This is a genomic window from Rhizobium sp. LARHSG275 (genome assembly GCF_052871115.1).
On sequence record NZ_JBIXJN010000014.1, the window covers coordinates 1 to 21,679 of the forward strand.

Below are 21,679 nucleotides of genomic sequence, written 5' to 3' on the forward strand. Positions count from 1 at the left end.
GCGGGGCGCTCGACTTGCATGTGTTAAGCCTGCCGCCAGCGTTCGTTCTGAGCCAGGATCAAACTCTCATGTTGAGAATTCAATCTCGACTAAATCACGTTCTTTGAATCGACGAGAACTTCACACCCATCTTCATCACCACAAACACCAAAGGCGCTCAGTGGCTCGGCGCAGGTCCCGTCAGTCCAAAGGACTGGCGAAAGCTATCTGCGCCAAACAAAGATGATGTAACTTCTCTTGATAAACGTGACCGTCAAAGTCTCTTTCAAAGGATCCAAATCTCTTCAGATCCCGCAAGCTCCGCCGCCCACGTTTCTCTTTCTTCTCTATATTCAATTGTCAAATAACAGACGACACCAAAGGCCGTCGACAAAACCCGCTCCAAACTCGCGCCCAGAACACAAACCAGCAATCCGCCAATCCGCTTGAGTTTCTTTAGAACGAAAGACTTCGTCGCCAGCAGCGCCGCCGCCCTCGTTCAGTGAGTGGGCTTATAGAACTAACCAATCTCATCCGTCAACACACCCAACCAAAGTTTTTTGACATTTTTGTAACAGGTTGAAAATGAAGGGCTTTTGGCGTTCATCTCCAAAAACGAAGAAATTCGCCGCCCGAATGGGTGGTTTTTGAGATTCGTTTTCGCCGAATCCCGAAGAATGGCTTCGGCGAGGGAGACAAGGCTTATATGGGGCGCCCGGCGCAGAATTCCAGGTGCTTGCCTATGTCACGCCTCACTCGCTAGTTTGCGATGAAGAACGATGCGCCGGAGTGAAGAATGCTTGTCCTCGATGAAGAACAGACGCGTGCGGCCCTGCCCTGGCCGGAACTGATCGAGGCGATCGCCCGCATGTTCCAGAGCGAATGCGTGATGCCGGTGCGCCATCACCATGAGATGGAGGTGCCGGATGAGGAGAGCGCCACACTGCTGCTGATGCCGGCCTGGGTTCCCGGACACTATGCCGGGGTGAAGACGGTCTCAGTCTTTCCAGGCAATGTGCGGCGGGGCCTGCCGGCAATCTTCGGAACCTATCTTCTTTCCTCCGGCGCCACCGGCGAGATGCTTGCCGCAATCGACGGCGGCGAGTTGACCGCGCGGCGGACGGCGGCTGCATCGGCGCTTGCGGCCCGTCATCTCGCCCGCCCCGACGCGGAAGAGTTGCTCGTCTGCGGAACCGGGCGGCTGTCGCTCAACCTGATGCTGGCCCACGGCACGACCCGGCCGATCAAGAGGTACCGGGTCTGGGGCCGCAACGGCCAAGCGGCGGAAAAGATCGCAGCCGAAGCCCGGGCGCTCGGGCTGGATGCCGAGGCGGTCGCGGATGTCGAAGCCGCAGCGCGGATGGCCGATATCATTTCCTGCGCCACGCTTTCTAGCGCGCCGCTGATATCTGGCGAATGGCTGAAGCCCGGCGCCCATCTCGATCTCGTCGGCGCCTTCAAGCCGAGCATGCGCGAAAGCGATGACGAGGCCATCCGACGCGCTTCGGTCTTTGTCGATACCCGCGCCGGCGCCATCAGCGAGGCGGGCGATATTGTCCAGCCGCTGAAAAGCGGTGTGCTGATAGAAGAGGACATCAGGGCAGAACTTGCGGAACTCGTCAGCGGCGTCCATAGCGGACGAAGCCATGAGGCTGAGATCACGCTGTTCAAGTCGGTGGGGGCAGCTTTGGAAGATCTCGCCGGTGCCATTCTTGCCTATGAGACAGTGACAGGCCGAAAGTGACAATCAGTGCATCCTTGCCGGAACTTCCGGTTTCACATGTCCTGCCGGCCGTCGGTGCCGCGTTGGCCGAGAAGCGACGCGCCGTCCTTTCGGCACCGCCCGGCGCCGGCAAGACGACGCTGGTGCCGCTTTACCTGCTCGGCCAGGGCTGGCGCGGCGACGGCAAGATCATCCTGCTGGAGCCGCGGCGGCTGGCGGCGCGGGCGGCGGCAGGCCGGATGGCATCGCTGATCGGCGAACAGGTCGGCGGGACGATCGGCTACCGCATGCGCCTCGACAGCAGGATATCGGCAGCGACACGGATCGAGGTGGTGACCGAAGGGGTTTTTGCCCGGATGATCCTAGACGATCCGGAACTGACCGGTGTCTCGACGGTGATCTTCGACGAATTCCATGAGCGTTCGCTGGACGCAGACTTCGGACTCGCTCTGGCGCTCGACGTCCAGTCGGCGCTGCGCGAGGATCTGCGTATCCTGGTCATGTCGGCGACCCTCGACGTCGAACGCGTGGCCGCCCTGCTCGACCACCCACCTGTCATCGAAAGCCTGGGGCGCAGCTTTCCGATCGATATTCGTTACCAGGACCGGCCGGGCGGCGAACGCATCGAGGACGTTGTCACGCGGGCGATACTCGATGCCCATGCCAATGAGGCGGGCTCGATCCTCGCTTTCCTGCCCGGCCAGGCAGAAATCACGCGGACTGTGGAACGTCTGCAGGGACGATTCGGAGCCGAGACGCTGATTGCTCCGCTCTACGGCAATCTCAGCCAGAAGGAGCAGGATGCGGCGATCCGGCCGGCATCCCCAGGGACGCGAAAAATTGTGCTTGCGACGTCGATCGCCGAAACGTCGATTACCATCGACGGCGTCAGGATCGTGATCGACAGCGGGCTTCAGCGTCTGCCGGTGTTCGAGGCCTCGACTGGAATCACACGGCTGGAGACGGTGCGCGTGTCGCGGGCTTCGGCCGATCAGCGGGCCGGCCGGGCCGGACGAACGGAGCCGGGTATCGCCGTAAGGCTATGGCACCAGGGACAGACGGCGGCACTGCCGGCCTTCACACCACCGCAGATCCTTTCCAGCGATCTCTCGGGGTTGGTGCTCGACCTCGCACATTGGGGCGTTCAAGATCCGGCATCGCTTGCCTTCGTCGATCAGCCCCCGGAAACGACGCTGAGGGAAGCGCGGGTGCTGCTCGGCCAGCTCGGCGCTCTCGACAAGGACGGGACGCTGACCGCGCGCGGCAAGGTGATGCGCGACCTGGCTTTGCCGCCGCGGCTTGCCGCCATGGTCGTCTCCGCGGGAGAAGCGGGACACGCCCGGGATGCGGCGATGATCGCCGTGCTTCTCACGGAACAGGGGCTTGGCGGAACGAGTATCGATATCGAGGAGCGGCTGCGACGCTTCAAGGCCGAGCGCGGAGAGAGAGCGGAGGCTTCACGGCGGCTGGCGGGACGGCTGGCAAGCGGCCTCGACAGGGTTTCCTCAACGGCGCCGGCACTTGCGGGCCAGCTGCTGCTGCACGCATTTCCGGATCGAATCGCACTTCAGCGCGGCGGGCGCGGCCGATTCGTAATGGCGAACGGTCGCGGAGCGGAGCTGCCGGAGATCGAGAGGCTGGCCGGCAGCCAGATGCTGGTGATTGCCGACCTGACCGGACGGGCGGCGCAGGCGCGGGTTTTGGCGGCAGCTGAGGTGACACGTGGCGATGTCGAAGCCGAACTTCCCGGCGAGATCAAAACCGGCGACCAGATATTCTTCGACCGGCAGAGCCGGCAGGTCAGGGCGCGGCGCGCAACCCGGCTCGGTGCAATCGTCTTCGAAGAGACGCCCCTGCCGCGACCTTCCGGGCCAGCAGTCACCCAAGCACTGGTGGAGGGGGTGCGCGAGCTGGGGCTCGATCAGCTTGCCTTCTCGAAGGAGGCCATGCAGCTGCGCGAGCGGATCGGATTCCTTCACCGGATGATCGGCGAGCCCTGGCCTGATGTCAGCGACGGCGCCCTGCTTTCCCGGCTGGACGAGTGGTTCGGCCCCTTTCAGACCGAGGCCCGCGGCCTTTCCGAGATTTCCGCAGCCGGGCTTTCGAACGGGCTGATATCGCTGGTGCCGCACGAATTGCAGCGCGACCTTAGCCGGCTTGCGCCGACCCATTTCGAAGCGCCGACCGGCCAAAGGCATCCGATCCAATATGAGGGCGAGGAGCCGGTGCTGACGATCCGCGTGCAGGAGCTGTTTGGACTGAAGCAGCACCCAGCCATTGCCGGTGGCCGCCTGCCGCTGCTGCTCGAGCTCACCTCGCCGGCGCACCGGCCGATCCAGACGACACGCGACCTGCCGGGCTTCTGGGCCGGCTCGTGGAGGGATGTGCGTGCGGATATGCGCGGCCGCTATCCCCGGCATCCCTGGCCGGAGCGACCGGAGGATGCGTTGCCGACGACACGGGCAAAACCGCGTGGTACATGAGGGCCATTGAAGGAGCCCTCGGCATGATCGACAAGCCTGGCATGATCGACAAGACGGAAGGCTATACGCTGGAGGACCGGCACAACAGCCGCAGGCTGCGCCTGCAGACGCTGGTGCGGCTGCGCTGGCTTGCCGTCGGCGGACAGGCGCTGACGGTGTTCATCGTTGCCTTCTGGCTGAAATTTTCCTTGCCGCTGATTGCCAGCTCTTCGCTGATCGCCGCCTTGGCCTGGGTGAATTTTTACCTGACGATCCGCTATCCACCGACGCATCGGCTAGAACCGTCAGCCGCCTTTGCCCTGCTCGGCTTCGACCTTTTGCAGCTCTGCGCGCTGCTCTTCATTACCGGCGGCCTTGCCAATCCTTTCGCAGCGCTCGTCTGCGTGCCCGTCATCATTTCCTTTGCCTCGCAGCCGATCCGCTACAGCACCGCGCTGATCGGCTTTGCGATGGTCTGCATCACGGTGCTTGCCTTTTCGCCCTTCCCGCTGCCCTGGTTCGACGGGGTCGAGATCAATGTGCACAACGTTATGCAGTTCGGTGTCTGGTGCTCGATCGCCTCGACGATGGCGTTTGCCGCCTTCTATGCCTATCGGGTCTCGATGGAAGCGAGCCAGCTTGCCGATGCGCTGGCTGCGACCGAGCTGGTGCTGCAGCGGGAAAAGCACCTCTCCCAACTCGATGGGCTGGCGGCTGCGGCCGCCCATGAGCTCGGTACGCCGCTTGCGACGATCAGCGTCGTCGCCAAGGAAATGGAGCGGGAGCTCAAGGACGACGATCGTTTCCGCGAGGACGTGATGCTGCTGCGCAGCCAGAGCGAACGCTGCCGCGACATCCTGCGGCGGCTGACGACGCTTTCCTCCGAAGGCGAGGCGCATATGCGCCGGCTGCCGCTTTCCTCGATGATCGAGGAGATCGTCGCCCCGCACCGGGAATTCGGTATCGCTCTCGAGCTCGTCGAAAAGAGCCCGCGCGAGGGTGAGCCGGTCACCGACCGCAATGCCGGCATCATGTATGGGCTCGGCAACCTGATCGAAAACGCCGTCGATTACGCGCGGGAGAAAGTGACCGTCACCGTCGAGCACGATCACGACAAAGTGCTGATCGTCATCGAAGACGACGGCAACGGTTATGCGCCTGATATTCTGACGCGGATCGGCGAGCCCTATGTGACAAAGCGGCAGAAGGAGGATACGGCCGGCGGCCTCGGGCTCGGGCTTTTCATCGCCAAAACGCTGCTGGAGCGCTCGGGGGCGTCGCTGGTTTTCGAGAACCGCGATCCGGAAAGTGCGGGCGCGCGCATCCGAATCGAATGGCCGCGCATGCTGATCGACGCAAATTCGACAAAATGACTTTGTCGGCATAAACAGGATACAGCGGTTAACGCAGATCGGGCGCTCAACCGCCGGGACCGAGACGATGACAGAACAGAATCATGACAATTTCGCCGCGTCGGACGAGGATCATATCGGTCCCGACGCCAGCCTGCTGATCGTCGACGACGACGGGCCATTCCTGCGCCGCCTGGCCCGGGCGATGGAGACGCGCGGCTTCCAGGTGGAGACGGCCGAATCAGTGGCGGAAGGCGTTGCGAAGTCGAGAGGCCGGCCGCCGAAATATGCGGTGGTCGATCTTCGGCTCGGCGACGGCAACGGGCTCGACGTCATCGAGGCGATCCGCCAGCGACGCGACGACACCAGGATCATCGTGCTGACCGGCTATGGCAATATCGCAACGGCGGTAACGGCCGTGAAGCTGGGCGCTGTCGACTACCTCGCAAAGCCTGCGGATGCCGACGACGTATTTTCGGCGCTGACGCAGCGGCCGGGCGAAAAGGCCGAGCTTCCCGAAAATCCGATGTCGGCCGACCGGGTGCGCTGGGAGCATATCCAGCGGGTCTATGAAATGTGCGAGCGCAATGTTTCCGAAACGGCGCGCCGGCTCAACATGCACCGGCGGACGCTGCAGCGTATCCTTGCCAAACGCGCGCCGAAATAGGCAGCGCGGCATCAGACATCATCCACGTTGAACGGTTTTCCGTTCGCCCATTCGGCCATCAGCAGCCTTTGTGCGGCGGCGCGCGAGAAATTAAGCGTGACCGACTTGCGCGTCGCGGGCGCCATGCGGTGCTCCGGCGCCTCGCGAATCATATGGGCGCCATAACCATCCGACAGGAACAGCCCGCATTCCTCAGGAAAGATCTCCAGCGGCACATCCTGATGAGTCGCAAAGAACAGGCGGTCGCAATGCAGCCTGTATTCCGGCCATTTGCGATCCACCCTGAAATCCTCGATCGACGTCTTGATTTCGATGATCCAGACCTCGCCCTTTTCCGAAAGCGTGATCAGATCGGCGCGGCGGCCACTCGCCAGCGGCAGTTCGGGCAGCACGGCGTGACGCATTTCATGCAGCAATATCTGCGTTCCGCGCCGCACCATCATGGCCCTGTCCGATTGCCGGCCATCGATTAACGGATTGTTATTGTAAACGCTCAAAATCGTCATGGATAACCATCAGAGGGGCTGGCGCGTTGTTGCAAAAAAACCATGCGCTTCTAATTTGCGCGGCAGACGGATTTGTCGCGCTGCAGCAGCCTTGCAAAGCGCAAGTTAATCGAAAATAAACCATAATCAACGATGGTCGAAAGACCATTCTCCCTTGCCCCAAAACTTCAAGAGTCCTCCATGCGCATCTGCAATGCATTCCCTGTATTTGGCCTGCTGGCGACGCTCGCCCTGGCCGGTTGCTCCACGACATCAGACAGCGCATCCGCCGACGACAAGGGCGCAGGCCCGACGGTACAGACAGCACAGATCTTCAACGACGCCTACGGCGTGACGAAGGATGCCGGATACTCCCTGCCGGCCATCCCGATCGACAGGGTCAAGCCGCAGTTCCGCCGCCAAGTCGTCAGCTACCAGACCACCGAGCGCCCCGGTACGATCATTGTCAACACGCGCGAGCGCTTCCTCTATTACATCCTGGCCAACGGTAAGGCGATGCGCTACGGCATCGGCGTCGGCAAGCAGGGCTTCGCATGGGCCGGCACCGCCTACGTCGCCTGGAAGCAGGAATGGCCGAACTGGCATCCGCCAAAGGAAATGGCCGTCCGCCGGCCCGATCTCGCCAAGTACGTCGAAGACGGCATGGGCCCGGGCCTCACCAATCCTCTCGGCGCACGCGCCATGTATCTCTTCAACGAGGATGGCAAGGACACGCTCTTCCGCCTGCACGGCACGCCGGAGTGGGCCTCGATCGGCACCGCCGCTTCCTCGGGCTGCATTCGCCTGATGAACCAGGATGTCATCGATCTCTACAGCCGCGTCCGTCCCGGCAAGGGCACGTCCAAGGTCGTCGTCATTCAGTAAGCTAATTATCGAATTCGGTATAAAAAAGGCCGCCAGGACTGTCGTTCCGGCGGCCTTTTCGCCTTCTCCGTCAAGCCGTCACGCGGCCTGTTTCGCCTTGAGTTCGAGGCGACGGCGGTGAAGCACCGGCTCGGTGTAGCCGTTCGGCTGTTCCCTACCCTTCAAGACGAGATCGAGGGCAGCCTGGAAGGCGATCGAATCATCGAAATTGCCGGCCATCGGCTGATAGGCGGGATCCGACGCATTCTGCCGATCGACGACGGCGGCCATGCGCTTCATCGTCTCGACAATCTGAGCTTCGCTGACAACCTTGTGGTGCAGCCAGTTCGCCATATGCTGGGCCGAAATGCGCAATGTAGCGCGATCTTCCATCAGCCCGACATTGTTGATGTCGGGCACCTTCGAGCAACCGACGCCCTGATCGACCCAGCGCACAACATAACCAAGAATGCCTTGGGCATTGTTGTCGAGCTCGCGCTGGATTTCCTCCGGCGTCCAGTTCGGCCGCACCGCGACCGGTACGGAGAGAATGTCGGACAGCTTGGCGCGGGCGCGATCCTTCAGTCCCTGCTGGACACGGGCGACATTGACCCGGTGATAATGGGTGGCATGCAGGGTCGCGGCCGTCGGCGACGGCACCCAGGCGGTGTTGGCGCCGGCTTTCGGATGGGCGATCTTCTGTTCGAGCATCGCCGCCATCAGATCCGGCATCGCCCACATGCCCTTGCCGATCTGGGCGTGGCCGGAAAGGCCGCATTCGAGGCCGATGTCGACATTCCAGTTCTCATAGGCGGAAATCCACGCCGCCTGGCGCATGTCGCCCTTGCGAATCATCGGGCCGGCTTCCATCGAGGTGTGGATCTCGTCGCCGGTGCGATCAAGGAAGCCGGTATTGATGAAGACGACGCGCTCGCGGGCAGCGCGGATACATTCCTTGAGGTTGACAGTCGTGCGGCGCTCCTCATCCATGATGCCCATCTTGATGGCATTGCGCGGCAGGCCAAGCGCATCTTCAACCCGCGAGAATATTTCGACGGCGAAGGCGACTTCGTCGGGGCCGTGCATCTTCGGCTTGACCACATACATGGAGCCGGTGCGGGAATTCTTCCGCCGCCCGGATGGGCCGATATCGTAAAGCGCGATCAAGCCGGTGATCACGGCATCCATGATGCCTTCAGGCACGTCGTTGCCGTCGCGGTCGAGGATCGCCGGATTGGTCATGAGGTGGCCGACATTGCGCACCAGCATCAGCGAGCGGCGATGCACCTCGAAGGAGGTGCCGTCCGGCCCAACATATTGCAGATCCGGATTGAGCCTGCGGATGAAGCTCGCTCCGCCTTTTGCCACCTCTTCCTGCAGGTCGCCCTTCATCAGGCCGAGCCAGTTGCGATAGACGACGACCTTGTCTTCGGCATCGACAGCGGCAATCGAATCCTCGCAGTCCATGATTGTCGTGATTGCCGATTCCAGCCAGACATCGGAAATATGAGCCGGATCGGCTTTCCCGATCCTCGTCGCTGCATCGATGACGATTTCGATGTGAATGCCGTTGTTCTTCAGGAGAATATGCGTTGGCGCGGTCGGATCTCCGCGGTAGCCGGCAAAATGGCTGCCGTCCGTCAGCATGGCCTGCTCGCCGTCGATCGATCTGACGACCAGCGCTCCATCCTTGACGGCAAAGCTTCCGACGTCCTTCCAGCGGCAGTCCTGCAACGGCGCTGACGTATCGAGGAAATCGCGGACCCAGGCGATGACCTTCTCGCCGCGCTTCGGATTGTAGCCCTTACCTTTCTCGGCGCCGTCGCTCTCGGGAATCGCGTCCGTACCGTAGAGCGCATCATAGAGCGAGCCCCAGCGAGCATTGGCGGCGTTCAAGGCGTAACGGGCGTTCATGACGGGAACGACGAGCTGCGGGCCGGCGATTGAGGCGATCTCCGGGTCGACATTGTCGGTCGAAACCTGGAAGTCGGATCCCTCAGGCAGGAGATAACCGATTTCGCGGAGAAAGGACTGGTAGTCATCCATATCCACCGGGGCGCCATGCCGACGATACCAGTCGTCGATCTTTACCTGCAGCTCGTCGCGTTTTGCCAGCAACGCACGATTCTTAGGGGCGAGATCGTGGACTACAGCCGAAAAATCGGCAAAGAACCTGTCCGCATCGACCGCCAGACCCGGCAGCACCTCCTCGACGAGGAAATCATGAAGGACGGTTTCGATGGCAAGACCGTTCTTATCAACGCGACTCATGCGGCATTCTCCCTGGCAACGACTTTGAATGCTGCCACTTTGCCCGGCTTTCATTCACAGTCAATTCTGCAATAATTCGAAAGATTTATGCCCTCGTGGAAATTATGCGCGGCGTCACGCGCATCGGCAGCCCGTTCTGCGGCTGCGTCGTCAGTTTCTGCACCGGCCAGGGATTGGTCGATTCCGTCTGATCGAAGCGGAAGCGATGCATCATGACTGCAAGCGCAATCACCGCCTCCTGCAGCGCGAAGGTTGCGCCGATGCAGACACGCGGGCCAGCACCGAACGGCAGAAACTGGAAGCGGCCGATGCTGCCGCGATTTTCGGGCAGGAAGCGTTCCGGCATATAGGCGCGCGGTTTTTCCCAATAGAGTTCATGGCGATGCAGTGTCCAGGGCATGATGAGCACGGTGATATCGGCCGGTATCTCGATCTTCTCGCCCTTGGCATTCGTCCAGACATCATCGGCGATCGCGGCGCGATTGATCGAGGGCGCGGGCGGGTAGAGTCTCAGCGCTTCCTCAAACGCCGCCCGCGTGACCGGCAGCAGATCCAGCCATTCCACAGGCTCGGCGCCGGTTCCCTGAACAGCGTCGATCTCCGTCTCCATCGCTTCGCGGATATGCGGACTGTTGGCGACGCAATAGAGCGTCCAGGCAAGCGCACGCGCGGTCGTTTCATGCCCGGCGCCGATGAAGGTCAGAATATTGTCCTCAATCTCCTCCTTGGTCAGGCCGTCGGGACCGGCCTGCTCCAAAAGCAGCGTCAGAAAATCTTCCGGTGCGGCTCGATCGGCCCTCATCTTCGCAAGCCGCATATCCATGGTATCGCGGACGATCGCTCTGAATTTCTCCAGCACCTTCTGACCGCCGATGCGTGTCACACGTGGAACCCAGGAAGGGGCGCGCAGCAGGTCCATCGGGTCGACTCGGCCCATGCGGTGGAGAAGTTGGTTGACGTCTTCGGCGAAATGGCCGCTCGAGGAGACGATTTCGCCGGAGAAGAGTGTTTCGGCAAGAATCGCAAAGGTCAGATCGGTCATGTCGGTGGCAATATCGAAAACTTGGCCAGCCGCATGGACGTCTTGGTATTTGCGAACATAGTCCTCCGACTGCCGCAGCATCTGGCCGGCAAAACCTTTCGCGTGGCGCGGCGTGAAGACGGGGGCGATCGCTTTTCGCGACCGTTTCCAGACCTGGCCCTCCGCCGTCAGCAGACCGTCGCGCAGGATCGGCCGCAGTACCAGCTGACGAATGTCGGACATGCGGTAGTTGCCGGCGTTGTCGACCAGCACGTGCTTGATCAGCCCAGGATCGTTGACGATCAGCGTGTGTTGGCCGAAGAAACTCGTCTTGATCCAGGGCAGCGTGTAGGACGGTTCGCCCCAGAGTTCGAGCGGATTGCGCAGGATGATGCGGATGATTTCCAGCCGGCTCGGCGGCACGGTACGCGGCAGCGGTGCCGGCGGAACGAAGGGGTCCGGACGCATGTCCATCGTCAAAGCCTTTCAGGGAAGATCTAAGCTTCCCGGCAAGCTTGAAGCTAGAGCAGGCCCTTGAGTTCGTCCAGCTTGTCGTTGATCAGCCAGCCGTAATAATTCTCCTCGGGCCAGACGGTCGCGCCGCCGCCGCGGTTCTTCGCAGCAAGGGCTGCGGCGCGCTGGCGCGAATTGCCGACATTATAAAGCGTCGCCGTCAGGCCGGGATTGCCCGAGATATCCATGCCGGCGATCTCCTTGTAATCGTCGATCGATCTGCGGATCGAGGCCGCGACGAAGGCGAGCGAGATATCGGGATCCATGATGGCCCTGTAGACGGCGCCGGCATTCTTTTCGTTCAGCTTTGGATAACCGGACACGCGGGTCACGAGATCGGAGAGCATCAGCGCCGTCAGCGGATTGACCTGGCCGAGGCCGAAGGTCTGACCGGCATAGAAGGGCTGGAAGAAGACCGCGCTGAAACGGTTGTTGGGGAAGCTTGTGCCATCAACCGTCTTGCCGCGGAAATCGCTTTCCCAGACATCTTCGCGGCAGGACCAAAGCGTGTAGGAATCGCTCTTGCCCTTGCATTCGGAAAATTGCGGCCGCGCCACGAATTCGTCGACGCTTTCGCCGTCATAGGCGAAGCGGAAGCTTTCTCCGGCATAGGAGGCGGCTTTGACATAGTAGGCCTGCAACCGGTCGTAGGCGTCGACATTATAGGTGTGTTCGCCGACGATCGCACCGACGACATGGATGGGATTGATGCCGTAAGCGCTGGAGACCTTGCGGATCTTGCCCATCAGCTCGCGGTCGGTCGCCAGAAGCTCATGAACTTTTTCGTATTTCAGATCGAAGCTGCTCTTGGTACCCTTGGTGCGCCTGATGGAAGCGCCCGGAATATCGGGCTGCTCGGCGTGACGATTTCCAGCCGGCACCGTTTGCATTGCGAAGGCAGGCGCCGAATTCACCAGGGCAACGGCAATCATAAGGCTTGTCAAAAGGCGTCGCACGATCCGTTATCCCGTCCGTTCATCGTCTTGTTTGCGATGCGGCTGCCTGGACCAGAATCTTGGCCGAATAAAGCCGGAGCGGAAAACAAACGGGCCTTCACTAGAAAGTAAAAGGCCCGCTGTCGAGAGTCGCGTTCGTCACAATCCGTCATTCATGCCGGGAAAGGCATGAAGCGATGCGCCGATATCACAGAATGAAGCGCGAGAGATCGGTATTCTGTGCGAGATCGCCGACATGTTCGCGCACATAGGCCGCGTCGATCGTCACGGCCGTCCCGCCCCGATCCGGCGCGTTGTAGGAAATATCGTCCAGCACCCGCTCCATCACCGTCTGCAGACGGCGTGCGCCGATATTTTCGACCGAGGAGTTCAGATGTACGGCGACATCGGCAAGTGCGTCGATCGCGTCATCGGTGAATTCCAGGCTCAGGCTTTCGGTTTCCATCAGCGCGCGGTATTGGCGGATGAGACTTGCTTCCGTCTCGGTCAGGATCCGGCGGAAATCATCCTTGTTCAGCGGACGCAATTCGACGCGGATCGGCAGGCGGCCCTGCAGTTCCGGCAGAAGATCCGAGGGCTTGGAGACATGGAAGGCGCCGGAAGCGATGAACAGGATATGGTCCGTCTTGACAGGACCGTACTTGGTCGAAACCGTCGTGCCTTCGACGAGCGGCAGAAGGTCGCGCTGGACGCCTTCGCGCGAAACGCCGGCGCCCATGCCGCCGTCGCGGGCGGCGATCTTGTCGATTTCGTCGAGGAAGACGATACCGTCGTTCTCGGTGGAGCGAACGGCCTCGCGCTGGATCACTTCGTTGTCGATCAGCTTGTCGGATTCGTCGCGGATCAGGTCACTATACGAGGCCTTGACGGTGGTGCGGACCTTCTTGGTGCGGCCGCCCATCGCCTTGCCGAACATTTCCGACAGGTTCAGCACGCCGATATTGGCGCCAGGCATGCCGGGAATTTCGAAGCCGCCCATGCCGGAACCGGCATCGGCTACCTCGATATCGATTTCCTTGTCGTCAAGTTCGCCGTCCCGGAGCTTCTTCCGGAAGTTTTCACGCGTGGCGGGCGATGCGGTCGTGCCGACCAGCGCATCGAGAACACGCTCCTCGGCGCTCACATGCGCCTTGGCCTGCACTTCGGCCCGCTTCTTCTCGCGAACCAGGCCGATGCCGACCTCGACCAGATCGCGGATGATCTGCTCGACATCGCGGCCGACATAGCCGACTTCGGTGAATTTGGTGGCTTCCACCTTGATGAAGGGTGCGCCGGCGAGTTTTGCCAAGCGGCGGGAGATCTCGGTCTTGCCGACGCCGGTCGGGCCGATCATCAGGATGTTCTTCGGCATGACTTCGTCGCGCAGGCTCGGGTCGAGCTGCTGGCGGCGCCAGCGGTTGCGTAGCGCAATCGCAACGGCGCGTTTGGCATCATGCTGGCCGATGATGTAGCGATCGAGCTCGGAAACGATCTCGCGGGGGGAAAAAGTGGTCATTGCGTATCATTCTCCTGGCGGTCCAGGGCCATCAACAGCGCCCGGCCGTAATTCGTCGTTGTTTCGCCAAGTCCTTGAAAGCCCGCCTTGGTATAGGCTCTAATTGCGAATGCATTGTCGGGATGCGGATCGACAAGGATGCGCTGCGCGCCCTTTGCAAAGAGCATATCGCAGAACACTATCATAAAGGCCGGTCCGTGACCCTTGCCCGCGAATTCCTCGATGCCGATGAACTGGTCGATGCCGTAGGTGCCCTTCGGCTGACCGGCGAGCGCTTCATCGTCCTCGTCGTCGAGATCGGCGGCCTGGATAAAAGCGAAGTCCTTTCCATTCAGCGTGACGATGAAGCACGAGACGGAAGCCGCATCGATATGCTTTTCCATCGAAGCCAGCGCCCTGGCCGGATCGCCCCACCAGCGCCTGACATGCCGGCTTTCCAGCCATTTGGCGAGGAGCGGCAGGTCAGTCGCGGCAAGCGGCCGGAAGGCATAAGGTTCAGCCTTCGGCATCCAGCGATTCCACCACGACATTGTGGTTCGTGTAGACGCAAATGTCGGCGGCGATATCGAGAGCACGGCGGGCAATCTCTTCGGCCGATTTGTCGGTATCCATGAGTGCGAGGGCAGCCGCGAGGGCAAAATTGCCGCCGGAACCGATTGCCGTCGTGCCATGTTCCGGCTCCAGAACGTCGCCATTGCCGGTGATCGCCAGCGTGATCGACTTATCGGCGACGAGCATCATGGCTTCGAGATTGCGCAGGTATTTGTCGGTACGCCAGTCCTTGGCGAGCTCGACGGCGGCACGCATCAATTGACCGGGATATTGCTCCAGCTTCTTTTCAAGCCTTTCGAGCAGAGTAAAGGCATCGGCAGTGGCGCCGGCGAAACCGGCGACGACCTCGCCCTTGCCGATACGGCGCACCTTGCGGGCATTCCCCTTCATGACGGTCTGGCCGAGGCTCACCTGGCCGTCGCCCGCCATCACCACCTTGCCGCCTTTTCGAACTGTAATGATTGTTGTCATAAAACACCTGTCTGCCGGGCCGCATGCCGACCCTGTTGAGCCCTATGTAAGTGGACTGGCGCCGATTGCAAATGGGCCGGCTTTTCTTGCCCGGCTTCTGGATATTTCCCGATGCGCCTGATAAGGAACGGCCTTATTCCCGATGGAGGGCCATATGGCCGAGACCGCAGCAAGCCGCACGGGCAGCGTTTCCCGCAAGACCAACGAAACCTCGATTTCCGTTTCCGTCAACCTCGACGGCACCGGCAAATCGACGATTTCAACGGGTGTCGGCTTCTTCGACCATATGCTCGACCAGCTTTCCCGACATTCCCTCATCGATATGGAGATCGATGCCAAGGGCGACCTGCATATCGACGACCACCATACGGTCGAAGATACGGGCATCGCCATCGGCCAGGCGATCTCCAAGGCGCTCGGCGACCGGCGCGGCATCACCCGCTATGCGTCGATCGATCTCGCCATGGATGAGACGATGACCAAGGCTGCTGTCGATCTTTCCGGCCGTCCGTTCCTCGTCTGGAATGTCGGCTTCAGCGCTCCGAAGATCGGCACTTTCGACACCGAGCTCGTTCGCGAATTCTTCCATGCGCTCGCCCAGAATGCCGGCATCACCTTGCATATTCTCAACCATTATGGCGCCAACAATCACCATATTGCCGAGACATGCTTCAAGGCCGTTGCCCGCGCGTTGCGCACGGCAACAGAGATCGATCCGAGACAGGCAGGCCGTGTTCCCTCGACCAAGGGCACGCTCGTCTGAGCCCTTCAAGGGAGCGGCGACAATGACATCCAGCTATATCTTCCTGACACCGCCCGGCAGCACGAGCGCCACGGTCGATGAGACTCGAACCATCCGCGACGGCTTCACGCTATTCGGCTTCCTGTTTCCATGGGCTTGGCTGCTGGCACATCGGCTTTGGCTGCATGCGGCCGCCGCCTTTCTGCTGCAGGGGATCGGTGGCGCGCTGATGGACGAACCGGGCCTCGGGGCGGCGGGGGCAGCAATCCTGTTGGGCGTGAATATTCTGGTCGGTCTCGAGGGCCAGAATTTCCGAGTCCGCAACCTTACCGCCAAGGGTTGGAATGAAGACGAACTCATTGCAGCCGATACGATCGGCATTGCTGAGCAGATCTATTTCTCGGACAGGGCTGTCATCGCGGATAGCGACGACGCAGCGGCACCGGACTGGCAGAACAGGGGCCGTCCGAACAGCCCTCACGGCCATGCAACGTCGCTTGGTCTCTTTGGTTTTGATGGGGGACGCTGACGATGCGCGTCGCGATTATCGACTATGGCTCCGGTAACCTGCGCTCGGCGACCAAGGCTTTCGAGCGTGCCGCCCGCGAAGCTGGCATCGATGCCAATATCGATCTCACCGACAGGGCGGAGGATGTTGCTGCGGCCGATCGTATCGTGCTTCCCGGTGTCGGCGCCTATGCCGATTGCCGGCGCGGCCTCGATGCCGTGCCTGGGATGGCCGAGGTGCTGATCGAGGCTGTCGAGAAGAAGGCACGGCCGTTCCTCGGCATTTGCGTCGGCATGCAGCTCATGTCCTCGCGCGGCCTCGAGAAGACCGTGACGCACGGCTTTAACTGGATCCCCGGTGACGTCGTCGAGATGACGCCTGATGATCCGGCGCTGAAGATCCCGCAGATCGGCTGGAACACGCTCGACCTAAAGCGCGAACATCCGCTTTTCGATGGTATTCCGACGGGGTCGGAAGGGCTGCACGCCTATTTCGTGCATTCCTACCATCTTGCCGCTGAAAACGCCGAGGATGTTATTGCGACGGCCGATTATGGCGGTCCGATGACAGCTTTCGTCGGACGCGCCAACATGGTCGGAGCACAGTTTCACCCGGAAAAGAGCCAGAAGCTCGGCCTGGCGCTAATCGCCAATTTCCTGCGCTGGAACCCGTAGAGCCTGCTCAGGCAATTCAGGATGCAAAACCGCTGCGCAGTTTTGCAGGAATTGCTTCAAGGGCTGGCTTTTAATACAGCCGCCTTATTTCCCTAGAGCATGATGCCGAAAAGTGTGCGCGGTTTTCGGACGACATCATGCTCTGACTATATAATGTAGAACAGGATTCAAATTTAAGGCCGAACCGGCCTAAAATCATCCTGTTCGAGTAAGGAAATGACGGAACAGGAGTGCGCTCGATGCCGGCGTCACGGAAATCAGGCAAGGTGTTCTACACATTGCGGCCCTCCAGGGAAGGCTTGCCTCCCTTTTCCGATATCAAGCTTCCCGGTGGCACGATCATCCGCCGTGTCGACGAAGCCATTCATCGGAAAGCGCTTTCCAACGCAGCCAAGACGCTGAAAGAAAGGCTGGACCGATGATCCATGATTCTTTCCCCGCAAACGACGGTTCGAGCCGGCGGCAAAACGGGGTCAGCGCCGGCGACATCGCCGAGGCCGTGCTGGAATTTTATATCGAAGGTGAGGACGATCTGATCGGCCTGCTCGCCTATGCACTCTACGAGCGGCAAAAGCGCGATTTCGTTCTCAGCCACCGCAAGCGAAATGCCGGCCGTTCACCCGATGATGCCGAACTTGCCGCCGTCAACAGCAATTATCTCTCGACCGACCTGCGCAATACGTTGCGCGACCGCGCCTCGCAGATCCTTTCGAGTTATGCCGAAACCTATGTCGAGGCGATGGAGCCGCAGATCCGGCTGTCCGCCGTCAACAGCGATGCGTTGCGCCAGGTGCGAAACATCGAGAAAGCAATGAAGAGGCGCATGGGCTTCTGGCGTCAGGTTCGTGCCGGCTTTGCCGTCACCCTGCTCCTGCTTCTGCTTTTCGGCGCGGCTGCCATTGCCGCTGTCTTTTTCCGCTCGGATATCGTAGATGCGTGGAATGCGCTGATGGTACCGACCACTCTACGGACGTAAGACGACATGATCCTTTTTCCCGCGATCGATCTTAAAGGCGGCCAATGTGTCCGCCTGAAGCTCGGCGACATGCAGCAGGCGACGGTCTACAACACCGATCCGGCCGCCCAGGCGAGATCCTTCGAAGACCAGGGTTTCGAATGGCTGCATGTGGTCGATCTCGACGGCGCCTTCGCGGGACATTCGGCCAATGGCGATGCCGTCGAAGCGATCTTGAAGGCAACTGACAATCCAGTGCAGCTCGGCGGCGGCATTCGCACGCTCGATCATATCGAGGCCTGGCTGTCGCGCGGGCTGCGGCGCGTCATTCTCGGCACCGTCGCGGTCAGAAATCCGGCGCTGGTCATCGAGGCCTGCCGGAAATTTCCCGGTCATGTCGCCGTCGGTATCGATGCCAAGGGCGGCAAGGTGGCCGTCGAGGGTTGGGCGGAAGCCTCCGAACTCGGGATCATCGAACTCGCCAGGAAATTCGAGGGCGCCGGCGTCGCCGCGATCATCTACACCGATATCGACCGTGACGGCATTCTTGCCGGGATCAATTGGACCTCGACGCTGGAACTTGCCGACGCCGTCTCCATTCCCGTCATCGCCTCGGGTGGCCTTGCCTCTCTCGACGATGTTAGACGCATGCTGCAGCCCGATGCGTGGAAATTGGAAGGGGCGATTTCAGGCCGTGCGCTTTACGACGGCCGTATCGATCCCAAGGAAGCGCTGGCGCTGATCAAGGCGGCCCGGACCAAGGAGACCGCGTAAATGACCCTCAAGGCCCGTGTCATTCCCTGCCTCGACGTCAAGGACGGCCGTGTCGTCAAGGGCGTCAACTTCCTCAATCTCGTCGATGCCGGCGATCCCGTCGAAGCCGCGAAGGCCTATGATGCGGCAGGCGCCGACGAACTCTGCTTCCTCGACATCACCGCTTCCTCGGACAATCGCGAGACGATCTTCGATGTCGTGTCGCGCACGGCCGACCAATGCTTCATGCCGCTGACGGTCGGCGGCGGGGTGCGTACCATCGCCGATATCCGCAGACTGCTGCTGTGCGGCGCCGACAAGGTCTCGATCAATTCGGCAGCCGTCAGCAATCCCGACTTCGTTGCCGAGGCGGCCGACAAGTTCGGCGACCAGTGCATCGTCGTGTCGATCGATGCAAAGCGCAGGCGCACCCAGGCGGTCGGCGGCGACAATCTCAGCGCCTGGGAAATCTATACCCATGGCGGCCGCAACGCGACCGGCATCGATGCCATCGAATTCGCCCAAAAGATGGTGGCGCGCGGCGCCGGCGAGCTCTTGGTCACCTCGATGGACCGTGACGGCACCAAGGTCGGTTACGATCTGGAACTGACGCGAGCGATCGCCGATGCGGTGCGTGTGCCGGTGATCGCCTCCGGCGGCGTCGGCGATCTCGACGATCTCGTTGCCGGGGTGAAGGAGGGCCATGCCAATGCCGTCCTCGCCGCGTCGATCTTCCACTTCGGCACCTATTCCGTCAGCGAGGCGAAGCACTATATGTCGAAGTGCGGCATCGACATGCGTCTCGACTGAACCTTGAAAGCGGACATATGAGCGGATTTTCCCTTTCCGATCTCGAAAGCATCGTCGAAGAGCGATCGAAAGCCTCGCCGGAGCAATCCTGGACAGCCAAGCTTGTGGCCGCCGGTCAGCCGAAAGCGGCAAAGAAACTCGGCGAAGAGGCGATCGAAGCCGTGATGGCGGCGGTAACCGGCGACCGCGACAATCTGACCTACGAGGCCGCCGATGTGCTCTATCACCTATTGGTCGTATTGAAGATTGCTGAAATACCGCTAGAGAATGTCATGGCCGAACTCGAGCGCAGAACCGCGCAGTCCGGCCTCAAGGAAAAGGCCAGCCGGCAGACTTCATGAGTATCGCGACTGAGATTATCGGGGTGCCGGAAACGTTGGATCATTTCCAGTCGGAATCCTATTCGCCCTACCACTTCTTCTCTTCCGAACAATGGGCGAAATTCCGCGCCGACACGCCGTTGACGCTGACGAGCGACGAGGTCAAACGGCTGCGTTCGATGGGCGACCCGATTGATCTCGATGAGGTCCGGCGCATCTATCTGTCGCTGTCTCGGCTGCTCTCGGCACATGTCGAATCCTCGCAGATGCTGTTCGAACAGCGCAACCGCTTCCTCAGCCTGTCTGATGTGACGAAGACGCCCTTTGTCATCGGCATCGCCGGCTCGGTCGCTGTGGGAAAATCGACCACCGCCCGTATCCTCAAGGAGTTGCTGGGGCGCTGGCCTTCCAGCCCGAAGGTCGATCTCGTCACCACCGACGGCTTCCTGCATCCGAACGCCGTGCTGCAGCGGGAAAAGCTGATGCAGCGCAAGGGTTTTCCGGAAAGCTACGACACGGGTGCAATCCTGCGCTTTCTCTCGGCGATCAAGGCCGGGCGGCCGGATGTGAAGGCGCCCAGCTATTCGCACCTCGTCTACGACGTGCTGCCGGACGAATACAAGATCGTCGACCGGCCCGACATCCTGATCTTCGAGGGCATCAACGTGCTGCAATCGCGCGACCTGCCGGCCGGCGGCAAGATCGTGCCGATGGTCTCCGACTTCTTCGACTTTTCGATCTATATCGATGCCGCCGAAGACGAGATCCACAACTGGTATGTCACGCGCTTCATGCGGCTGCGCGAGACCGCCTTCCGCGATCCGAATTCCTATTTCCATCGCTATGCCTCGATATCGGATGCGGAAGCGCTCGAAATCGCCGAGGATCTTTGGGCCAACATCAACCTGAAGAACCTGCGGCAGAACATTCTGCCGACGCGTCCACGCGCCGATCTCATCCTGAAAAAGGGCAAGGATCACCTGATCGAACAGGTCGCGCTGCGAAAACTGTAGCAGCGATTGTGTTTTAGGAATTGACGCGGCGGAGCGTCAGATTGATGCGGCCGCCATTCTTCAGCAGCGTCGACGTCGCCGGATGGATGCGGTCGACGCCATGGAAACACAACCTCCCCTCGCCGCCCAGTACGACCAGATCACCGCTCGAAAGCTTGAAAGATAGCGTGCGATCATTGCGGCTGAGGCCGCCGATGCGAAAGAGGCAGCTATTGCCGAGCGAGATCGAGATCACCGGGGCCTTGAGATCCTGTTCGTCCTTGTCCTGATGCAGGCCCATGCGCGCTTCGTCGGAGTAGAAATTGACGAGGCAGGCCTCCGGCGGCTTGTCGTAACCCGAAACGTCATTCCAGATATCGAGCAATTGCTGTGGCATATCAGGCCAGGGCCTGCCGGTTGCCGGATGCGTCGACTGGTAGCGATAGCCGCGTTCTTTGTCCGTCACCCAGCCGAGCGGCCCGCAATTGGTCATGCGCACGGACATCGGCTTGCCGGTGCCGGGCATGGCGGGCACATAAAGCGGCGCTTCGGCGACGACAGTGCGGATAATCTCGACCAATGCCTCCTGACGCGCGCGGTCGAGATAACCGGGGAGATGGCGAATGCCGGTCAAGAGCTCGGCCATGTCATTCACCACTGCCGCCGCCGGGTCGGCCGCGCATTTTCTTGACTTCGGAGCGACCGGATTTTTCCTTCAGGCGGCGTTCGACCGAACCCTTGGTCGGCTTGGTCTTCTTGCGCGGCGGCGGCGGCGGCTTGGCGGCCTCCAGGATCAGTTCCTTCAGCCGCTCGCGCGCATCCTCGCGGTTGCGGTCCTGGCTGCGAAACCGGCTCGCCTCGATCATCAACACGCCGTCCTTCGACAAGCGCCGGCCGGCGAGCTTGATCGCATTGGTTTTGACACGATCATTGAGGGACGGCGAATTCGCGATGTTGAAGAACAGTTGGACGGCGGTTGAGACCTTGTTGACATTCTGCCCGCCGGGACCGCCCGCCAGAACGAACTGTTCCGTCAGCTCCCATCCCGCGATGGTGATCCTGTCATCGATATAGAGAGCGTCGCTGGCCATGCGGCGTTCTATCTCACATCAGC

Annotated in this window: 23 protein-coding genes and 1 rRNA gene; 14 read left to right on the top strand and 10 right to left on the bottom strand. The window is 61.0% G+C overall.

Features of this window, described 5'->3' with window-relative positions:
- Positions 1 to 74 (bottom strand): 16S ribosomal RNA (locus ACIPSK_RS19740); the annotation flags it as partial.
- Positions 75 to 775: 701 nt separating this feature from the next.
- Here ACIPSK_RS19740 and ACIPSK_RS19745 point away from each other — a divergent pair.
- From ACIPSK_RS19745 to ACIPSK_RS19760, 4 genes are all read left to right on the top strand, one after another.
- Complete coding sequence (locus tag ACIPSK_RS19745) at positions 776 to 1,723, top strand: ornithine cyclodeaminase family protein (protein WP_017965957.1); 948 nt, start codon at positions 776 to 778, stop codon at positions 1,721 to 1,723.
- Complete coding sequence (gene hrpB, locus ACIPSK_RS19750) at positions 1,720 to 4,185, top strand: ATP-dependent helicase HrpB (RefSeq protein WP_162114921.1); 2,466 nt, start codon at positions 1,720 to 1,722, stop codon at positions 4,183 to 4,185. Before ACIPSK_RS19745 ends, hrpB begins: the two co-directional genes overlap by 4 nt.
- Positions 4,186 to 4,208: 23 nt before the next feature.
- On the top strand, positions 4,209 to 5,537 hold the full coding sequence (locus ACIPSK_RS19755; protein ID WP_281410317.1) for an ActS/PrrB/RegB family redox-sensitive histidine kinase: 1,329 nt from the start codon (positions 4,209 to 4,211) through the stop codon (positions 5,535 to 5,537).
- A gap of 67 nt (positions 5,538 to 5,604) precedes the next feature.
- Positions 5,605 to 6,183: an ActR/PrrA/RegA family redox response regulator transcription factor gene (locus ACIPSK_RS19760; RefSeq protein ID WP_011649881.1), complete on the top strand. Its 579-nt coding sequence runs from the start codon at positions 5,605 to 5,607 to the stop codon at positions 6,181 to 6,183.
- Positions 6,184 to 6,194: 11 nt separating this feature from the next.
- Here the strand turns inward: ACIPSK_RS19760 and ACIPSK_RS19765 are convergent, their stop codons facing one another.
- Positions 6,195 to 6,689, bottom strand: a complete 495-nt coding sequence (locus ACIPSK_RS19765) for an MmcB family DNA repair protein (protein ID WP_162114922.1) — start codon at positions 6,687 to 6,689, stop codon at positions 6,195 to 6,197.
- Positions 6,690 to 6,869: 180 nt separating this feature from the next.
- Here ACIPSK_RS19765 and ACIPSK_RS19770 point away from each other — a divergent pair, with 180 nt between their 5' ends.
- Positions 6,870 to 7,553, top strand: coding sequence for a L,D-transpeptidase (locus tag ACIPSK_RS19770; protein ID WP_017965961.1), 684 nt, complete (start codon positions 6,870 to 6,872; stop codon positions 7,551 to 7,553).
- Between the two features lie 78 nt (positions 7,554 to 7,631).
- On the opposite strand, the gene ACIPSK_RS19775 is transcribed toward ACIPSK_RS19770, so the two are convergent.
- The 6 genes from ACIPSK_RS19775 to hslV all read right to left on the bottom strand — a co-directional run bounded on the left by ACIPSK_RS19775 (position 7,632) and on the right by hslV (position 14,811).
- Positions 7,632 to 9,803 carry a malate synthase G gene (locus ACIPSK_RS19775; RefSeq protein ID WP_162114923.1) on the bottom strand — a complete coding sequence of 724 codons (2,172 nt, stop codon included), beginning with the start codon at positions 9,801 to 9,803 and terminating at the stop codon, positions 7,632 to 7,634.
- 85 nt (positions 9,804 to 9,888) lie between these two features.
- Positions 9,889 to 11,298, bottom strand: coding sequence for a cytochrome P450 (locus ACIPSK_RS19780; RefSeq protein ID WP_162114924.1), 1,410 nt, complete (start codon positions 11,296 to 11,298; stop codon positions 9,889 to 9,891).
- A 47-nt stretch (positions 11,299 to 11,345) separates the two neighbouring features.
- Positions 11,346 to 12,293, bottom strand: coding sequence for a DUF1402 family protein (locus tag ACIPSK_RS19785; RefSeq protein ID WP_162114925.1), 948 nt, complete (start codon positions 12,291 to 12,293; stop codon positions 11,346 to 11,348).
- Between the two features lie 187 nt (positions 12,294 to 12,480).
- Complete coding sequence (gene hslU / locus ACIPSK_RS19790; protein ID WP_011649875.1) at positions 12,481 to 13,788, bottom strand: ATP-dependent protease ATPase subunit HslU; 1,308 nt, start codon at positions 13,786 to 13,788, stop codon at positions 12,481 to 12,483.
- Positions 13,785 to 14,297 carry a GNAT family N-acetyltransferase gene (locus tag ACIPSK_RS19795; protein ID WP_162114926.1) on the bottom strand — a complete coding sequence of 171 codons (513 nt, stop codon included), beginning with the start codon at positions 14,295 to 14,297 and terminating at the stop codon, positions 13,785 to 13,787. Before ACIPSK_RS19795 ends, hslU begins: the two co-directional genes overlap by 4 nt.
- Positions 14,284 to 14,811 (bottom strand): ATP-dependent protease subunit HslV, encoded by a 528-nt coding sequence (hslV, locus tag ACIPSK_RS19800; protein WP_017962666.1) that lies wholly within the window; start codon positions 14,809 to 14,811, stop codon positions 14,284 to 14,286. The genes ACIPSK_RS19795 and hslV overlap by 14 nt, the downstream gene beginning before the upstream one ends.
- 154 nt (positions 14,812 to 14,965) lie before the next feature.
- Here hslV and hisB point away from each other — a divergent pair, with 154 nt between their 5' ends.
- The 9 genes from hisB (at position 14,966) to coaA (ending at position 20,586) form a co-directional block, all read left to right on the top strand.
- The gene (gene hisB, locus ACIPSK_RS19805; protein ID WP_017965967.1) at positions 14,966 to 15,574 is read left to right on the top strand and encodes an imidazoleglycerol-phosphate dehydratase HisB; all 609 of its coding nucleotides are present in this window, start codon (positions 14,966 to 14,968) and stop codon (positions 15,572 to 15,574) included.
- Positions 15,575 to 15,596: 22 nt separating this feature from the next.
- Positions 15,597 to 16,082 carry a DUF2628 domain-containing protein gene (locus tag ACIPSK_RS19810; RefSeq protein WP_162114927.1) on the top strand — a complete coding sequence of 162 codons (486 nt, stop codon included), beginning with the start codon at positions 15,597 to 15,599 and terminating at the stop codon, positions 16,080 to 16,082.
- Between the two features lie 2 nt (positions 16,083 to 16,084).
- Positions 16,085 to 16,735 (top strand): imidazole glycerol phosphate synthase subunit HisH, encoded by a 651-nt coding sequence (hisH, locus tag ACIPSK_RS19815; protein ID WP_162114928.1) that lies wholly within the window; start codon positions 16,085 to 16,087, stop codon positions 16,733 to 16,735.
- A gap of 239 nt (positions 16,736 to 16,974) precedes the next feature.
- Entirely contained in the window at positions 16,975 to 17,157 is a 183-nt protein-coding gene (locus ACIPSK_RS19820; RefSeq protein WP_032985170.1) for a hypothetical protein, read from the top strand.
- Entirely contained in the window at positions 17,154 to 17,711 is a 558-nt protein-coding gene (locus ACIPSK_RS19825; RefSeq protein WP_162114929.1) for a hypothetical protein, read from the top strand. Before ACIPSK_RS19820 ends, ACIPSK_RS19825 begins: the two co-directional genes overlap by 4 nt.
- A gap of 6 nt (positions 17,712 to 17,717) precedes the next feature.
- Positions 17,718 to 18,464 carry a 1-(5-phosphoribosyl)-5-[(5-phosphoribosylamino)methylideneamino]imidazole-4-carboxamide isomerase gene (hisA, locus tag ACIPSK_RS19830; RefSeq protein ID WP_162114930.1) on the top strand — a complete coding sequence of 249 codons (747 nt, stop codon included), beginning with the start codon at positions 17,718 to 17,720 and terminating at the stop codon, positions 18,462 to 18,464.
- Positions 18,465 to 19,253 (top strand): imidazole glycerol phosphate synthase subunit HisF, encoded by a 789-nt coding sequence (gene hisF / locus ACIPSK_RS19835; RefSeq protein WP_017965973.1) that lies wholly within the window; start codon positions 18,465 to 18,467, stop codon positions 19,251 to 19,253. It begins immediately after the preceding gene.
- Positions 19,254 to 19,270: 17 nt separating this feature from the next.
- Positions 19,271 to 19,594 carry a phosphoribosyl-ATP diphosphatase gene (locus tag ACIPSK_RS19840; RefSeq protein WP_162114931.1) on the top strand — a complete coding sequence of 108 codons (324 nt, stop codon included), beginning with the start codon at positions 19,271 to 19,273 and terminating at the stop codon, positions 19,592 to 19,594.
- Positions 19,591 to 20,586 (top strand): type I pantothenate kinase, encoded by a 996-nt coding sequence (coaA, locus tag ACIPSK_RS19845; RefSeq protein WP_003544165.1) that lies wholly within the window; start codon positions 19,591 to 19,593, stop codon positions 20,584 to 20,586. The genes ACIPSK_RS19840 and coaA overlap by 4 nt, the downstream gene beginning before the upstream one ends.
- Before the next feature lie 13 nt (positions 20,587 to 20,599).
- Here coaA and ACIPSK_RS19850 read toward each other — a convergent pair whose 3' ends face one another.
- Together ACIPSK_RS19850 and arfB are read right to left on the bottom strand one after the other, a co-directional pair.
- Entirely contained in the window at positions 20,600 to 21,211 is a 612-nt protein-coding gene (locus ACIPSK_RS19850) for an alpha-ketoglutarate-dependent dioxygenase AlkB (protein WP_162114932.1), read from the bottom strand.
- Position 21,212: 1 nt separating this feature from the next.
- Complete coding sequence (gene arfB, locus ACIPSK_RS19855; RefSeq protein WP_017965976.1) at positions 21,213 to 21,656, bottom strand: alternative ribosome rescue aminoacyl-tRNA hydrolase ArfB; 444 nt, start codon at positions 21,654 to 21,656, stop codon at positions 21,213 to 21,215.
- Between the last annotated feature and the right edge of the window lie 23 nt (positions 21,657 to 21,679).

What these genes read in the sequence shown, in the direction of transcription:
- ACIPSK_RS19745 (WP_017965957.1), top strand. Translation starts at nt 776, where the DNA reads ATGCTTGTCCTCGATGAAGAACAGACGCGTGCGGCCCTGCCCTGGCCG.
- ACIPSK_RS19755 (WP_281410317.1), top strand. Translation starts at nt 4,209, where the DNA reads ATGATCGACAAGCCTGGCATGATCGACAAGACGGAAGGCTATACGCTG.
- ACIPSK_RS19760 (WP_011649881.1), top strand. Translation starts at nt 5,605, where the DNA reads ATGACAGAACAGAATCATGACAATTTCGCCGCGTCGGACGAGGATCAT.
- ACIPSK_RS19765 (WP_162114922.1), bottom strand. Translation starts at nt 6,689, where the DNA reads ATGACGATTTTGAGCGTTTACAATAACAATCCGTTAATCGATGGCCGG.
- ACIPSK_RS19770 (WP_017965961.1), top strand. Translation starts at nt 6,870, where the DNA reads ATGCGCATCTGCAATGCATTCCCTGTATTTGGCCTGCTGGCGACGCTC.
- ACIPSK_RS19775 (WP_162114923.1), bottom strand. Translation starts at nt 9,803, where the DNA reads ATGAGTCGCGTTGATAAGAACGGTCTTGCCATCGAAACCGTCCTTCAT.
- ACIPSK_RS19780 (WP_162114924.1), bottom strand. Translation starts at nt 11,298, where the DNA reads ATGGACATGCGTCCGGACCCCTTCGTTCCGCCGGCACCGCTGCCGCGT.
- hslU (WP_011649875.1), bottom strand. Translation starts at nt 13,788, where the DNA reads ATGACCACTTTTTCCCCCCGCGAGATCGTTTCCGAGCTCGATCGCTAC.
- ACIPSK_RS19795 (WP_162114926.1), bottom strand. Translation starts at nt 14,297, where the DNA reads ATGCCGAAGGCTGAACCTTATGCCTTCCGGCCGCTTGCCGCGACTGAC.
- hslV (WP_017962666.1), bottom strand. Translation starts at nt 14,811, where the DNA reads ATGACAACAATCATTACAGTTCGAAAAGGCGGCAAGGTGGTGATGGCG.
- hisB (WP_017965967.1), top strand. Translation starts at nt 14,966, where the DNA reads ATGGCCGAGACCGCAGCAAGCCGCACGGGCAGCGTTTCCCGCAAGACC.
- ACIPSK_RS19810 (WP_162114927.1), top strand. Translation starts at nt 15,597, where the DNA reads ATGACATCCAGCTATATCTTCCTGACACCGCCCGGCAGCACGAGCGCC.
- hisH (WP_162114928.1), top strand. Translation starts at nt 16,085, where the DNA reads ATGCGCGTCGCGATTATCGACTATGGCTCCGGTAACCTGCGCTCGGCG.
- ACIPSK_RS19820 (WP_032985170.1), top strand. Translation starts at nt 16,975, where the DNA reads ATGCCGGCGTCACGGAAATCAGGCAAGGTGTTCTACACATTGCGGCCC.
- ACIPSK_RS19825 (WP_162114929.1), top strand. Translation starts at nt 17,154, where the DNA reads ATGATCCATGATTCTTTCCCCGCAAACGACGGTTCGAGCCGGCGGCAA.
- hisA (WP_162114930.1), top strand. Translation starts at nt 17,718, where the DNA reads ATGATCCTTTTTCCCGCGATCGATCTTAAAGGCGGCCAATGTGTCCGC.
- hisF (WP_017965973.1), top strand. Translation starts at nt 18,465, where the DNA reads ATGACCCTCAAGGCCCGTGTCATTCCCTGCCTCGACGTCAAGGACGGC.
- ACIPSK_RS19840 (WP_162114931.1), top strand. Translation starts at nt 19,271, where the DNA reads ATGAGCGGATTTTCCCTTTCCGATCTCGAAAGCATCGTCGAAGAGCGA.
- coaA (WP_003544165.1), top strand. Translation starts at nt 19,591, where the DNA reads ATGAGTATCGCGACTGAGATTATCGGGGTGCCGGAAACGTTGGATCAT.
- ACIPSK_RS19850 (WP_162114932.1), bottom strand. Translation starts at nt 21,211, where the DNA reads ATGGCCGAGCTCTTGACCGGCATTCGCCATCTCCCCGGTTATCTCGAC.
- arfB (WP_017965976.1), bottom strand. Translation starts at nt 21,656, where the DNA reads ATGGCCAGCGACGCTCTCTATATCGATGACAGGATCACCATCGCGGGA.